The organism is Pseudoalteromonas sp. MIP2626, from assembly GCF_013414205.1.
Taxonomy (GTDB): domain Bacteria; phylum Pseudomonadota; class Gammaproteobacteria; order Enterobacterales; family Alteromonadaceae; genus Pseudoalteromonas; species Pseudoalteromonas nigrifaciens.
This window is the reverse complement of record NZ_JAATTW010000032.1, coordinates 26,289-40,523: the sequence shown is the minus strand read 5'-3', so window position 1 is coordinate 40,523 and position 14,235 is coordinate 26,289. Positions and strand designations below refer to the sequence as shown.

At 40.7% G+C, this 14,235-nt stretch carries 11 protein-coding genes and 1 rRNA gene; 11 read left to right on the top strand and 1 reads right to left on the bottom strand.

The genetic code is table 11. The features are described from left to right. The 5 genes from rrf to cobU form a co-directional block, all read left to right on the top strand. Window positions 1–105, top strand: a 5S ribosomal RNA gene (gene rrf, locus HC000_RS12980); the annotation flags it as partial. Window positions 106–677: 572 nt separating this feature from the next. Continuing rightward, the gene (locus tag HC000_RS12975; RefSeq protein ID WP_225741021.1) at window positions 678–1,298 is read left to right on the top strand and encodes a histidine phosphatase family protein; all 621 of its coding nucleotides are present in this window, start codon (window positions 678–680) and stop codon (window positions 1,296–1,298) included. Window positions 1,299–1,388: 90 nt separating this feature from the next. Continuing rightward, complete coding sequence (cobT, locus tag HC000_RS12970) at window positions 1,389–2,450, top strand: nicotinate-nucleotide--dimethylbenzimidazole phosphoribosyltransferase (protein WP_179807868.1); 1,062 nt, start codon at window positions 1,389–1,391, stop codon at window positions 2,448–2,450. A gap of 1 nt (window position 2,451) precedes the next feature. Next, window positions 2,452–3,276: an adenosylcobinamide-GDP ribazoletransferase gene (locus HC000_RS12965; protein ID WP_179807867.1), complete on the top strand. Its 825-nt coding sequence runs from the start codon at window positions 2,452–2,454 to the stop codon at window positions 3,274–3,276. Then, on the top strand, window positions 3,273–3,800 hold the full coding sequence (gene cobU / locus HC000_RS12960; protein ID WP_179807866.1) for a bifunctional adenosylcobinamide kinase/adenosylcobinamide-phosphate guanylyltransferase: 528 nt from the start codon (window positions 3,273–3,275) through the stop codon (window positions 3,798–3,800). Before HC000_RS12965 ends, cobU begins: the two co-directional genes overlap by 4 nt. A gap of 87 nt (window positions 3,801–3,887) precedes the next feature. On the opposite strand, the gene HC000_RS12955 is transcribed toward cobU, so the two are convergent. Beyond that, window positions 3,888–4,415 carry a sugar O-acetyltransferase gene (locus tag HC000_RS12955; protein WP_179807865.1) on the bottom strand — a complete coding sequence of 176 codons (528 nt, stop codon included), beginning with the start codon at window positions 4,413–4,415 and terminating at the stop codon, window positions 3,888–3,890. Window positions 4,416–4,573: 158 nt separating this feature from the next. Between HC000_RS12955 and HC000_RS12950 the strand changes: the two genes are divergently transcribed. The 6 genes from HC000_RS12950 to HC000_RS12930 all read left to right on the top strand — a co-directional run bounded on the left by HC000_RS12950 (window position 4,574) and on the right by HC000_RS12930 (window position 14,221). Next, window positions 4,574–5,338 carry a DeoR family transcriptional regulator gene (locus HC000_RS12950; RefSeq protein ID WP_179807864.1) on the top strand — a complete coding sequence of 255 codons (765 nt, stop codon included), beginning with the start codon at window positions 4,574–4,576 and terminating at the stop codon, window positions 5,336–5,338. A gap of 60 nt (window positions 5,339–5,398) precedes the next feature. After that, entirely contained in the window at window positions 5,399–7,219 is a 1,821-nt protein-coding gene (gene glmS, locus HC000_RS12945; protein WP_179807863.1) for a glutamine--fructose-6-phosphate transaminase (isomerizing), read from the top strand. A gap of 349 nt (window positions 7,220–7,568) precedes the next feature. Beyond that, the gene (locus tag HC000_RS12940) at window positions 7,569–9,131 is read left to right on the top strand and encodes a class I SAM-dependent DNA methyltransferase (protein WP_257025522.1); all 1,563 of its coding nucleotides are present in this window, start codon (window positions 7,569–7,571) and stop codon (window positions 9,129–9,131) included. Between the two features lie 27 nt (window positions 9,132–9,158). Next, a complete protein-coding gene (locus tag HC000_RS18585; protein ID WP_257025521.1) occupies window positions 9,159–9,344 on the top strand; it encodes a hypothetical protein in 186 nt (61 codons plus the stop codon). Continuing rightward, a complete protein-coding gene (locus HC000_RS12935; protein WP_257025520.1) occupies window positions 9,341–10,477 on the top strand; it encodes a restriction endonuclease subunit S in 1,137 nt (378 codons plus the stop codon). Before HC000_RS18585 ends, HC000_RS12935 begins: the two co-directional genes overlap by 4 nt. A gap of 51 nt (window positions 10,478–10,528) precedes the next feature. Beyond that, entirely contained in the window at window positions 10,529–14,221 is a 3,693-nt protein-coding gene (locus tag HC000_RS12930) for a DEAD/DEAH box helicase family protein (protein WP_179807861.1), read from the top strand. Window positions 14,222–14,235: the final 14 nt, after the last annotated feature.

The following is a 14,235-nucleotide window of genomic DNA, read 5'->3' as shown; positions in this document are numbered from 1 at the left end:
ATAGCGTTTTGGACCCACCTGACCCCATGCCGAACTCAGTAGTGAAACGAAACAGCGCCGATGATAGTGTAGCATTTGTTATGTGAAAGTAGGACATTGCCAGGCTCCAAATTGTAAAAAGCCCGAATTTAACGATTCGGGCTTTTTTACGTCTGCAATTTAATAAATAGCCAAAAACCCATGCGAACTCAGTAGTGAAACGAAACAGCTCGAAGGCGAACCACGACCGATGATAGTGTAGCATTTGCTATGTGACTCTCCACTGCTGTGGGCACCACGACATTGCCAGGCTCCAAATTGTAGAAAGCCCGACTAGAAATAGTCGGGCTTTTTTACGTCTGCAGAAAAGTGAAGTGTGGGTGAGTAATGTACACAAGTCTCCCGCGTAGGTTGGGCGAGCGTAGCGACACCCGACACTCAAATCATAAAAACATCACCACTAGCCAATGAATGTGGTGCATTTGCACTGTGATTTTCTACCGCTGTGGGCACTACGACATTTTACAGCGTTGTCGCTACGAAGTAGCGCGCCGACTCCAAATCGAGATAGCCCGATTGAAAATAATCGGTTTTTTTTACGTCTGCAGAAAAGTAAAATTCAAGTCATTAATAAGTAAAACTCAAAGATAAAAAAATACTATGCTGATAAACTCAAAGTACATTTATTTTAGACTTGTATGAGCATGACAGCATTTTCTAGCCGAGTTTATTTACTGCGACATGGTGAGCTTACGACTAAAGATGTTTTAGCGGGGCATACCGATTTTATATTGAGTAAAAAAGGGTTTGAGCAGTTAAATATCGCCTGTGGCAGGTTAGCAAATATTGATTTAGTTACCTCATCGTCTTTAAAGCGCTGTAGTGAGTTTGCTCGGCAATTTTGTGATTTTAATAAAATACCACTGAATATAACCGACGATATTAAAGAGTTTAACTTTGGTGATTGGGATGGCCAAAGCTATGATGAACTGTGGCAGCATACTAAAACACCGACAATTGGTGACTTTTGGCAAAGCCCTTGGCTCGTGACGCCACCTAACGGTGAAAGCATGGCTCATTTTTATCAGCGCATAACAACGTGGTGGCAGCAATTATTAGTTAATACTATTTGCCAAGGTACTCGCTCACAACTTGTAATTACGCATGCAGGAGTAATAAAGCAATTACTCGCTATTATTTGTCAGGTGCCAAAACAGTTAAATTATCAAAATATATTTACTGTGGGTTATGGCAAGGTTATTTGTATCGATATATTTTTTGATGAAAATGGCCAAGCTTGGCCTAAAATTATTTTTTAAAAACGCCTGATCCTCTTTTATCACAACGATATCAGTTGTGGGATTTAGCAGTTATCTTTTTACTTTTTTGAAAACGTGAGTTGCTACACAATGTTTAAAATAGCCCCTTTGAATAATCAATTTGACCACCTTATTCACAATAAAATAAATAATAAAACCAAACCCCTAGGGGCACTAGGTCAGCTTGAACTGATTGCATTACAGTTAGTAAAAATACTATCTCAAACGATAAAGAGTGACGTTGAATTTACTGCATTTAAAGCTGAGATTTGTAACCCTACTTTAGTTGTTTTTGCTGGAGATCATGGGATTGCAGCGCAAGGAGTATCAATTGCACCGAGTGAAGTAACTGCACAAATGGTCGCTAACTTTGTCGCTGGCGGCGCTGCTATAAATATATTTTGTCAGCAACTTGGCTGGCAACTTGAGGTTGTTGATTGCGGTATATTAGAAAAAAGCCCTGCTAGCAAGGTACATGATTGCCGACTTGGTAATATAACCGCCCCGCTTAACTTACACATGGCCATGAGCACTGCGCAAGTAGAGCAAGGGTTTAGTAATGCTAAGTCACTGGTTTTACAGCTTAAACAACAAGGCTGTAATACATTGGCTATGGGGGAGATGGGAATTGGCAATACCACGAGTGCCGCAGCTATTATGGCAGCAATATTAAATTTACCTGTGACGCAATGTGTGGGTAGAGGCACTGGCGTGAGCGGAGAATTAATTGCGCGTAAAATCAATGTTGTTGAGCAAGCATTACAACTGCATAAAGCACACTTGGCTGATCCAATAGCGCTGCTTGCTGCAGTGGGTGGCTTTGAAATTGTGCATATTACCGGTGCAATGCTAGCGGCGGCAGAGCAAGGTATGGCCGTTATTGTTGATGGCTTTATTTGTAGTGCTGCGGCTATGGTTGCGATTAAAATTAACCCTATAGTAAAAGAGTATTTAATTTTTGCTCATTGTTCTAATGAACAAGGCCATCAACAAATGTTAAGCAAGCTTGAAGTTAAACCCTTGCTACAATTAGATTTACGCTTAGGTGAAGGCACTGGCGCAGCATTGAGCTTACCTTTGCTACAAGCCGCTCTTGGCTTTTATAACCACATGGCAAGCTTTGCAGATGCCGGTGTTGAGCAGGTTGTATAATATGAGTGACAGTTCACTTTTAGATACCCCAAATAATAAATTACAAACCAAGGTCACGCAGTGGCAGTTAGTATTATTGGCGATTAGCTTTTTAACCCGCATTCCGGTTGCTTTGCGTTTTAATGTTACTAATACTCACCTTAATCAAGCCAGTCGCTATTTTGCATTAGTAGGTTTGTTACTTGGTGGGTTGTTGGCACTTAGTTACTGTGTTTTTCAGCTGTTGTTACCGCCGTCTTTAAGTGTGTTATTAATGATGGCTTTTGGCTTGCTATTAACTGGCGCGTTTCATGAAGATGGCTGGGCTGATGTGTGGGATGGCTTTGGCGGCGGTTGGCAGGTAGAGCAAAAATTAACTATCATGAAAGATAGCCGTTTGGGTACTTATGGAGCTGCGGCATTATTTATAATATTACTGATTAAGTTTCAGAGTCTAGTATTACTTAGTACTTCGCTCACAGCCATTATAACTGCGATATTGCTGGGTCAGTGTTTAAGTCGGGTAATAGCAACCAGTTTAATTGTGAGCATGGATTACGTGAGTGAGGATGCCACCTCAAAAGTTAAGCCTATAGCTATGTATTTGTCGTTTAACAGTTTAGCTATTTTAACGCTCACTGCAGTAATTTTATTACTGAGTTTAATTTTCTTACATATTATTGTATGGCAAACAGCGGTGATTATTATTGCCGTGTTGCTCATTTTACGCAGTGTATTAGTACACTGGTTTAAGCACCAGCTAGGTGGTTATACTGGAGATTGTTTAGGCGCGGCGCAGCAGTTATCTGAGGTGGTTATTTATTTAACCTTAGTGGGCTTATTATGAGCAACAATCATGTACTAGTTTTAGGTGGAGCCCGCAGTGGTAAAAGTCGTTTTGCAGAACAGTTGGCAATGAAGAGTCATAAATCAGTGATTTATCTGGCCACTGCACAGCCTAATGACGATGAAATGCAAGCACGTATAACACGCCATCAAAAAGACCGCCCAGCAAACTGGCAATTAGTTGAAGAGCCCATAGCGCTTGCCAAACTACTTAAAGCCCATAGTAAAGCTGATAACTGCATATTGGTAGATTGTTTAACGCTATGGCTTACAAACTGTTTATGCCATAGTGACAAGCATTGCTGGCAAACGCAAAAAGCTGAGTTATTAGCTCAACTTAAGAGCTTACCTGGGCAAGTTATTTTTGTAAGTAACGAAGTGGGGCACGGTATAGTTCCGCTTGGCGAATTAAGTCGTACATTTGTAGACGAATCTGGCTGGTTACATCAAGCATTAGCTGCGCAGGTTTCCCAAGTTGAGTTTATTATGGCGGGTTTAGCGCTTACATTAAAAAATAAACAATAAACCCTTCCCTTAGAAATACACTGCTTAGTTATATATTGTACGACCTACAGAGTAGGCTTTGTAGGTTGTGTTTAACGCACTACTGCTTCAAATATCTTTAACTTTAACCGCAGGATTTCCAACCACCACGGTGTTGGCTGCCACATTTTTTGTTACTATCGAGCCCGCTCCAATAACGGCGTTATCGCCAATAGTTATTCCAGCTAAAATGATTACGCCTGCACCAACCCATACATTATTACCTATACTAATTGGCTGGCTAAAGTTTTCTTTACTTAATCTTTGCTGCGGATCTAGCGCGTGAGATACAGCTAGCAATTGTACATTAGGGCCTATTAAACAGTCGTTACCAATACTAATGGCCGACTCAGGTAGCGGAGAATCTAAAATGGTGCAGTTAATATTTATAAAGGTACGATCACCAATAATAAGTGTACTACCATAATCGCAGTGAAACCCTGCTTCAATGATCACTCCTTCACCACACACTGCAAACAAACTCTTAATGCGTTTTAAGTTGCCCTTACTGGGGCTTTTATTAAATAAACGGCAGATATCGCCGGCGAGCTTACGCTGAGTTAAATATTCTTTACTGATACTATTAAATAATTGCATATACTTTACTTTATTCGGCTATTACCCCTAGCTTACCGTATTTTAAGTTTTATTATAATTTGATTAAATTGCTTTATTTTTGCTCGTTCACTTGCCATTTAACTAGTTTCGTTTAAAATTGCGCATCTTTCGAAACGAAACTTAATTGCATATCACTTATGACCAAACGAAACACCCAGCAACGACGTCACAATATATTGGCTCAGGTTAATGAGCTTGGTGAAGTGGTCGTGGAAAAATTAGCTGAGCAGTTTCAAACCTCAGAAGTGACCATTCGAAAAGATTTAACTGCGCTTGAAAAAAGTGGCCTGTTACTGCGCCGTTATGGTGGAGCTATTGCATTACCAAAAGAGATAGTAAGCGATGAGATTGATTCTAAGCGTAAAGTGGCTATAGCCAAGGCTGCAGCCGAACTGATCAAAGATCATAACCGCATTATTATTGATAGCGGGCGCACTACAGCAGCAATGATCCCAGAGCTTGCAAGTAAACAAGGCCTAGTTGTAATGACGAATGCTATTAAAGTTGCTAATCGCTTGCTAGCGCTCGAAAACGAGCCAACATTATTGATGACCGGTGGGACATGGGATCCGCATTCAGAATCGTTTCAGGGGCAAGTTGCAGAAAGCGTACTATGCTCTTACGACTTTGATCAGCTATTTATTGGTGCCGATGGCATAGACGTAAAGCGCGGTACTACTACCTTTAACGAACTAGTTGGCTTAAGCCAAGTAATGGCAAAAGCAGCACGTGAAGTTATAGTGATGGTTGAATCAGATAAAATTGGCCGAAAAATCCCAAATTTAGAATTACCGTGGCAAATAGTAACCACCTTAATAACCGACAATGGCTTAGCAGACGATAAACGCAAAGCAATTGAGGCATGTGGTGTAAAACTAATTTGTGCAGAGATTATGGAATAGCCCGTTAACTTGAATTCAGGTTATAAGCGGGCAAATATTTAAAAAATTAATGGAGACACTATGTGTGGAATAGTTGGGGCAGTTGCAGAACGTCCAGTAAATAAAATTTTAGTTGAAGGCCTTAAACGCCTTGAGTACCGTGGTTACGATTCAGCAGGCGTAGCACTGCTTGATGGCAACACCCTTAAAACTGTAAAAGCAGTTGGTAAAGTAGTAAACCTAGAATCGGCACTTGAGCAATCAGGTGTTAGCGGCCATACAGGTATTGCACACACTCGCTGGGCTACTCACGGTAGTGTAACTGAAGCCAATGCACATCCACATGTTTCAAGCGGCCAGCTAGCACTAGTACACAATGGTATTATTGAAAATCACGTAAGCTTGCGCGCCGCACTTAAAGGCGACGGTTACGAATTTTTATCAGACACCGACACTGAAGTAATGGTGCATTTAATTCATCAGCTTCGTCAGCAACACAAAACCTTACTCGCATCAGTACAAGCTGCCGTTAAGCAATTTGAAGGTGCATTTGGTACAGTTGTATTTGATAAAGACAACAGCAACGAAATTATTGTAGCGCGCTCAGGCAGCCCACTTGTTATAGGTTTAGGCCTAGGCGAAAACTTTATTGCCTCTGATCAATTGGCACTACTACCGGTTACTCGCAGCTTTATATTTTTAGAAGAAGGCGACGTAGCACGTATTACACGTGACACAGTAGAAATTTTTGATGCCGATGGCAACGCTGTAGAGCGTGAAGTGGTTGAATCAAACATCACTCAAGATGCATCAGGCAAAGGCGATTACCGCCATTACATGCTAAAAGAAATTTACGAGCAGCCACTTGCTGTACGTAATACCCTTGAAGGGCGTTTAAACAACGACCGCGTAGCAATTGACGCTTTTGGCGACAGTGCACAACAAATATTTAAAGATGTAAAACACGTACAAATTATTGCCTGTGGTACGTCTTACCATTCGGGTATGGTTGCACGTTACTGGCTTGAGCAATTTGCAGGCGTAAGCTGTAATGTAGAAATTGCCTCAGAATTTCGCTACCGCCAGTCGTTTGTACACGAAAAAAGCCTACTAGTAACTATTTCACAATCAGGCGAAACAGCCGATACACTTGCTGCACTGCGTTTAGCAAAGCAACAAGGTTACATGGCGTCAATGACCATTTGTAACGTACCTGGCTCATCACTTGTACGCGAATCAGACCTTGCCTTTATGACCAAAGCCGGCGCCGAAATTGGCGTAGCATCTACTAAAGCGTTTACTACGCAATTAGTTGGTTTGTTAATGCTTACTGCGTCTATAGCGCAAGAAAAAGGCCTTGATCAAAGCGCAATTGTTAATGCAATTAAAGTACTACCTGCAAAATTAGAAGAAACTTTACAGCTTGCAGATAGCATTGCCGAGTTAGCAGAAGAGTTTGCCGACAAGCACCATTCACTATTTTTAGGTCGTGGTTCGCAATACCCAATTGCAATGGAAGGCGCGCTTAAGCTTAAAGAAATTTCGTACATTCACGCTGAAGCATATGCAGCCGGTGAGCTTAAACATGGCCCATTAGCATTGATTGACGCAGACATGCCAATTATTGTTGTAGCACCTAATAACGAACTGCTAGAAAAACTTAAATCAAACGTAGAAGAAGTACGTGCTCGTGGTGGTATTATTTACGTATTCGCAGATAAAGATTCTCACTTTGAATCAGACAACACCATGCGTGTTATCAACGTAAATCACACTGACGATATTATTGCGCCAATTGTTTACACCTTACCATTACAGCTACTGTCGTACTACGTAGCGGTAATTAAAGGCACAGACGTTGACCAACCACGTAACTTAGCTAAATCTGTTACTGTTGAATAAAATCAATAGGTTATAGTTTTTAATATTGAAAAAGCGCTTAATGCGCTTTTTTATTGAACTTAATTCATGGTTTTGTCGCATTGATTTTAGCGAGCACTTTCAGGTATGCGTGGAAGCGAGCTTTAGCTGCGAATATATAGCAATAAAATTACCGTAACAAGTGTAAGTGAGTATAAAATCTCATGGATATAAGCTCTACCTCAAGCCGTTGAAATAGCAGTTTAAAAAACAGTCAAGAATCTCTTAAAAAAATAAGTGTTTAAGCGCTGGCTATGCAGTAACATAAACCTAATTATCATAAGTTTATGTTAGCCCAGTGATTTGCTAGCTATTATTAAAGAGACTCTCCATGCTAACAGGTAAAATTCGTAATCAAGTCGATCAAGTTTGGGAAATGTTTTGGACTGGCGGTGTCGCCAACCCCATTTCTGTTATTGAGCAAATATCCTACCTGCTGTTTATTCGCCGTTTAGACGAATTACAACGTACCGCAGAGCGCCGCAGCCAAGCAACAGGCTTGCCAGTTAATAACCCAACGTTTGCAGCCGATGAGCAAACATTGCGTTGGAATAACTTTAAAGATAAAGATCCCGATATCATGATGGATATCGTGCAAAACCAAGTATTCCCCAAAATTAAAGCCTTACAAAACGAAGGCAGCTTTGCCGAGCACATGAAAGACGCTATTTTCATGATCCCGTCGGCCAAATTACTCGACCAAGTGGTGCAACTGTTAAGTGCCATTAACATGGACGACAAAGACACCAAAGGCGACTTATACGAATACCTGTTAAGCAAGCTGCAACAATCAGGTGTTAACGGGCAGTTTAGAACCCCACGTAACATTATCGAAATGATGGTTGAGCTAATGCAGCCTAAAGTGGGCGACACCATTTGTGACCCGTCATCAGGCACCTGTGGCTTTTTAATGGCCGCAGTAGAATATGTAGAAGAACATCATTCAAAAGACATTAACAAACCAGACAACCGAAAACACTTTAATAACGACATGTTCACTGGTTTTGATTTCGACAAACACATGTTACGTATTGGCGCGATGAACATGCTATTGCACGGTATTGAAAACCCCAGCGTACACTACCGCGATAGCTTGCAAGACCAAGGTGATGGCAATATTTCAGAGGCTTACAGCCTAATATTAGCCAACCCGCCGTTTAAAGGCGCGGTCGACTTTGACATAGTTGCGCCAGACTTACTGCGCGCCTTAGGTAAAAACCCGATAGTTAAAAAGGCCGCCCCTAAGTATAAAACCGAAATAGACGAAGACGGCAATGAGATACAAGTTGAAGTTAAAACCAAAGGACCTACTGAAAAATCAGAGCTACTATTTTTAGCGCTTATTTTACGTATGCTAAAAGTGGGTGGTCGAGCAGCGGTTATTGTGCCCGATGGCGTATTGTTTGGCTCAACCAAAGCGCATAAGTCGATACGTGAAAAAATCATTAACGAGCAAAAGTTAGAGGCGGTTATTTCACTGCCCTCTGGTGTATTTAAACCGTATGCAGGGGTAAGTACAGCCATTCTTATTTTTACCAAAACCAACAGTGGCGGCACCGATAATGTGTGGTTTTACGACATGAAAGCGGATGGTTTATCACTCGATGACAAGCGTACTCAACTCTTTAAAGAGGGTGCAACACCCACCCACGAACAAAGCAATATTGCCGATATTATCAGCCGCTTTAAAACACTCACCAACTTAGATAACACCCCAAATACTGACAGCCCAGAATATATTCGTAAAAAGAGTGAGCAAAGCTTTATGGTTTCATTAGCTGACTTAAAAGCGGATGAAGTGTGGGAAAAACTGGTTGACCTGCGTGCTAAGGATGAGCAAGCAGCAAAAGAAGCCGCAGCTAAAGCCGTAAAAGCAGGTAAAAAACCAAAATAGTATAAAGAAACAAACTACTCAAGCATTGTGGGTGATGACGGTGAAGAGTATGTGCTCACTCAAGAAAGTGCCTATGACCTAAGTATAAGCCGCTATAAAGAAGTGATGTACGACGAAGTGCATTACGACGCACCAAAAGATATTTTAAAACGCATTAAAACCTTGCAAACAAAAATGGCGAAAGGTGTGGTTGAGCTGGAGAAATTACTTTGAGTTGGCCGGTAATTAAAATGAAAGAGCTTTGTTTATTTCAGAAAAAATCAAAGCGTAAGGCAGGAGATGGTATTAAGCATGGCAAATATCCGTTTTACACGTCTAGCCAGAGAGTGTCTAAATGGGTCAACGAACCTGATTATGACTTATCTCCAAGTTTAATATTTGGAACTGGTGGTCTTCCAAGTGTACACATAACTTCGTCTAAGTTTAGTATGTCTGGGGATTGTATTGCAATAACCCCTGTAGATGCAGAAAAAGTAGACGCCAAGTATATTTATTTCTATTTATCTGGAAATATATACCTTCTTGAAGAGGGATTTAAAGGAGCGGGCTTAAAACATATTTCAAAAGCATATTTAGAAAACATATTAATCCCACTTCCACCGCTCGAAACCCAAAAGAAAATCGCGGCGGTATTAGAAAAAGCCGACCAACTGCGTAAAGACTGTAAGCTTTTGGAGCAAGAACTAAACAGTCTCGCCGAATCCGTGTTTATTGACATGTTTGGTGACCCCGTGACAAATCCGAAGGGCTGGGATGTAAAAAATTTAATAGATTTATTACTTTCGAAGCCACAGATTGGCACTACGACTCCAAGTCATGAAGATGGTACTCAAAAAGTTGTTCGAGTTGGTGAATTGGGCAAGCATGAAGTTAATTACAAAAAATGTGGTGCGATTACCTTAGAGGGAGCCGCTTTAGAACGATATAAATTATTCGAAGGTGATTATTTATTAGCTCGAGCTATTGGTAGCCGAAATCATTTGGGCAAGGCATCTTTGTTTGTTGAACAAAACGGTGTCTATGTGTACGACTCCCATGTGATGAGGCTTCGTTTTAATAGTAAATTGATGCCGAGCAAATTCTTTTACGAATTAATGAAAACCAATGGCGGTAGATCGTTGTTTCTTAATAGCTCAGCCCAAACCGCAGTTCAATTTAATATCAACGCTAAACAAATTTCACAGATTGAGCTTCCAGTGCCCCCGATAGAGTTGCAAAATGATTATTTAGAAAAATTAGATAAAATAAAATATCTATTTAGCCTAAATAATGCCAACACAAGTGAGCAGAATTCTAACTTTGAATCTCTCATGCAAAAAGCCTTTAAAGGCGAACTCAATTTATAAAGCGGTGAATAGCGCTAAAACAACAAGATAAATGATGTCAAAGGAAGGCCAATGTCAAAGACGGTTAATCAATCAGCGGAGTCTAATGCAGCTCAAAGTAATTTTGATTTTTTTGAAGTTGCGTTGAGTACGCACAATGCAGCCAATCAAAATACAGCAAGTGATGTGTTTTCAACCCGTTGTGCTGAAATTCAAACGCGTGCGAAAAATGCTGAAAGCAACATTAAAACCGACCCACGTATTGCAGGGTTTTATGCCCGTAATGCTTTGGAGTTAATGGTTGAAACTGTATTTGACATAGATAACTGGCTCACCCGCCCACGCCACGATGCCACCTTAATGTCGCTGATTCATGACAAAGACTTTAAAGAAAACCTTACCAGTAATTTGTTCCCTAAACTGAAACTCATTATTCAAGTTGGTAACGAAGCCGTACACAGTAAAACAACGCTACCGCAACGTGATGCCTTGCAAGCCGTTAAAGAGCTGCACCATGTGTTGTATTGGTTTATTCGTACTTATACGCCAAACCTTGAGCGCGATAAATTTGTGGTTCAACCGTTTGATGAAGCGATAATCCCGCAAAAAGTAGCCATTGATTCTACCTTAGTCACCAAAGCCGTTAGTAGCATTAAGCGGGTTAAAGAGTTAGAACAACAGCTTGCCGAGAACGATAAAGTTAAGCGGGAAGAACACTTCGCAACGCTTAAAGAAAACGAACAACTTAAAGCCGCTAATCAAGCATTGTTAGCGCAAATTGAACAAGCCAAGCAAGCCGCCAATGAACAGGCTGACCCGCATGACTATAATGAAGTAGAAACCCGTGATTATTTAATTGATGGTCTTTTACATGAAGCTGGTTGGCAGCTTAAAAACAAGCGTGATAGAGAATACCCAGTAAGCGGTATGCCCATTTCAACCGCTAACCCAAAGAGTAATGGCTTTGTTGATTACGTATTATGGGGCGATGACGGTACGGCGCTCGCTGTAGTTGAGGCGAAAAGAACCACCTTAAACCCTGAAAACGGCCAACAACAAGCCAAACTTTATGCCGATTGTTTGGAAAAAGAGTGCGGCGTTCGCCCTGTTATTTTTTATTCCAACGGTTATGAAACTCGCCTGTGGGATGACTTTCAATCGAGCGAGCAAGCCGTACACGGCGGTTATAGCCCAAGGCCTGTGCAAGGGTTTTATACCAAAGCAGAACTTGAGTTATTAATAAAACGCAGACACGACAGAGCTACTTTTTTTAGTGCTAGTGAAGGCGTAGGGCAAAAAAAGAGCTTTACGGCTGAGATCAGTAACGACATTACCAACCGGTATTATCAAAAGGCCGCCATTACCCATATTTTAGATGACTTTGAAAATGAGCATCAACGCAAGGCGTTATTGGTTATGGCAACCGGTACAGGTAAAACCCGTACCGTGATCAGCTTAGTTGATCTATTATTAAAACATGATTGGATTAAAAACGTATTATTTTTGGCCGATCGCAACGCGCTATTAACGCAAGCCAAAAAAAACTTTGTTAAGTTACTGCCGCGTATTAGTTGCTCTGTTTTAGATTCAAGCCAAAGCAAAGACAGCATTGACAGCAGGCTGTATTTTTCTACCTACCCGACCATGAAAAACCTACTGGATAGAGCTGCAGATGAACGCCCTTTTGGAGTTGGCCATTTTGACCTTATTATTGTAGATGAAGCGCATCGCTCGGTTTATTCTAAATATCGCCAAATATTTGAGTATTTTGATGGCTACCTTGTCGGGCTTACCGCCACGCCAAAAGACGAAGTAGAAAAAGATACTTACGGCATTTTTGATTTACAAAAAAACATGCCTACCTACGCCTATGAAGACGAAAGTGCATATGCTGAAAAATACCTTGTTCCACCCACAAAAATATCGGTAGCAACAAAATTTATTAGAGAAGGAATTAAGTACAAAGAACTTTCGGACGAAGAGCAAAAAGAATGGGAAAACAAAGCCGAACTTGAAGACAGAGACGAAGTACTACCGTCAGAAGTAAATAAGTTTTTATTTAACGAAGACACCGCCGAAAAAATGTTTGCTCAGTTAATGAGTAAAGATAAAGATGGCGGTATTCATGTTGAAGGTGGTGATGTAATAGGTAAAACGATCATTTTTGCGGCCAATAACGACCACGCACTATTTTTAGAAAAAATGTTTAACCGGAGTTATCAAAAATGGGCAGGAAAACTAGCCCGTGTTATTACCTTTAAAGAAACCTATGCGCAAAGTTTAATTGACGAGTTTAGTGGTGATGAAAACGAGCGCAAAGACTTTGACCCTAAAAACCCAACGTGCCGTATTGCGATTTCGGTAGATATGCTAGACACCGGTATTGATGTGCCGGAAGTGGTTAATCTTGTATTTTTTAAAGTGATACGCTCTAAAGTTAAATTTACCCAAATGATTGGCCGTGGCACACGTTTGTGTGAAAACTTATTTGGACCTGGGGATAATAAAAAGACCTTTAAGGTTTTTGATTATTGCCAAAACTTTGAGTACTTTGATGCAAATCCTAAAGGGGTTGCGGTAGGAGGCTCAACGCCTGTTAGTCAGCAAGTTTTTGAAAAACGCGTGAAGTTAAGCACGCTGTTAAATCATTGCTTACAAGATGAAAAATTTCAGGCTGAGCAGTCTGAATATTGTGAACGCCTGAGTGACTTAAATAATTATCAATTGGATATGCTGCACCATTTGGTTAGCGGTATGAACTTAGACAACTTTATTGTTAGGCCGAAGCGTCAATCAGTCGAGCCGTTTTTAGAGCGTGACCACTGGAACAATATCGACGACAGTAAGTTTACTGAAATAGAAAGTCATGTTTCTGATTTGCCCACAGACGCTGAGCCCTTTAATAGCGATGAGCAACTTAATAACTTATCTAATCGTTTTGACAATATTATTTTGACCATGCAATTGGCGTTACTTGAAAAAGGTAGGATACCCGATCAAAACCGTATTCGCGTGATGGAGTTTGCCCAAATGCTAGAAGGAAAGGCTAGTAATATTCCGGCGATACAGGCACACCTTGAGCTTATTCAAGACATTCAAACCATAGAGTTTTGGCAAGATATAAATTTAGTGATTTTAGAAGAGGTAAGAAGACGTTTACGCAACTTAATGTTTGCCCTCGACAAAGACAAAAAAGAAGTGGTTTACACCAATTTTGAAGACGAAGTGCAAGGCGTACACGATGTAACCGCCGTTTATGCAAGCCCAACGGTTGATTTAGCGCAGTATCGTAAAAAAGTTGAGCTTTATATTCAAGATCATCAAGACCAATTGACCATTCAAAAACTTAAGCGTAATAAAGCGATTACCCAAGCTGATTTAGACGTACTAGACGGCCTTCTGCTTGACGCCAGTGGAATGGCAGACGTTGACATATATCGTGAAAAAATTCTCAATGAAAAGCCTCTTGGGGCGTTTATACGTGAATTAGTAGGTCTTGACCTGAATGCAGCAAAAGAAGCCTTTAGCGAATTTTTAGATGAAGGTGTTTACAACATTGAACAAATTCAATTTGTTAACCAAGTTATTAATTATTTAGTAGATAACGGCGTACTAGATATGGCACAAATATTTGAACCACCCTTTACTGATCAACACGGCGAAAGCGCATACGGATTTTTTGATGAAGATAAGGTAGTCGAACTGTTTGGTGTTATTCGCAAAGTAAACGCTAATGCGGTGGTTGAAGAAAATAAGAGTGCGTAATTTGATTATTTATT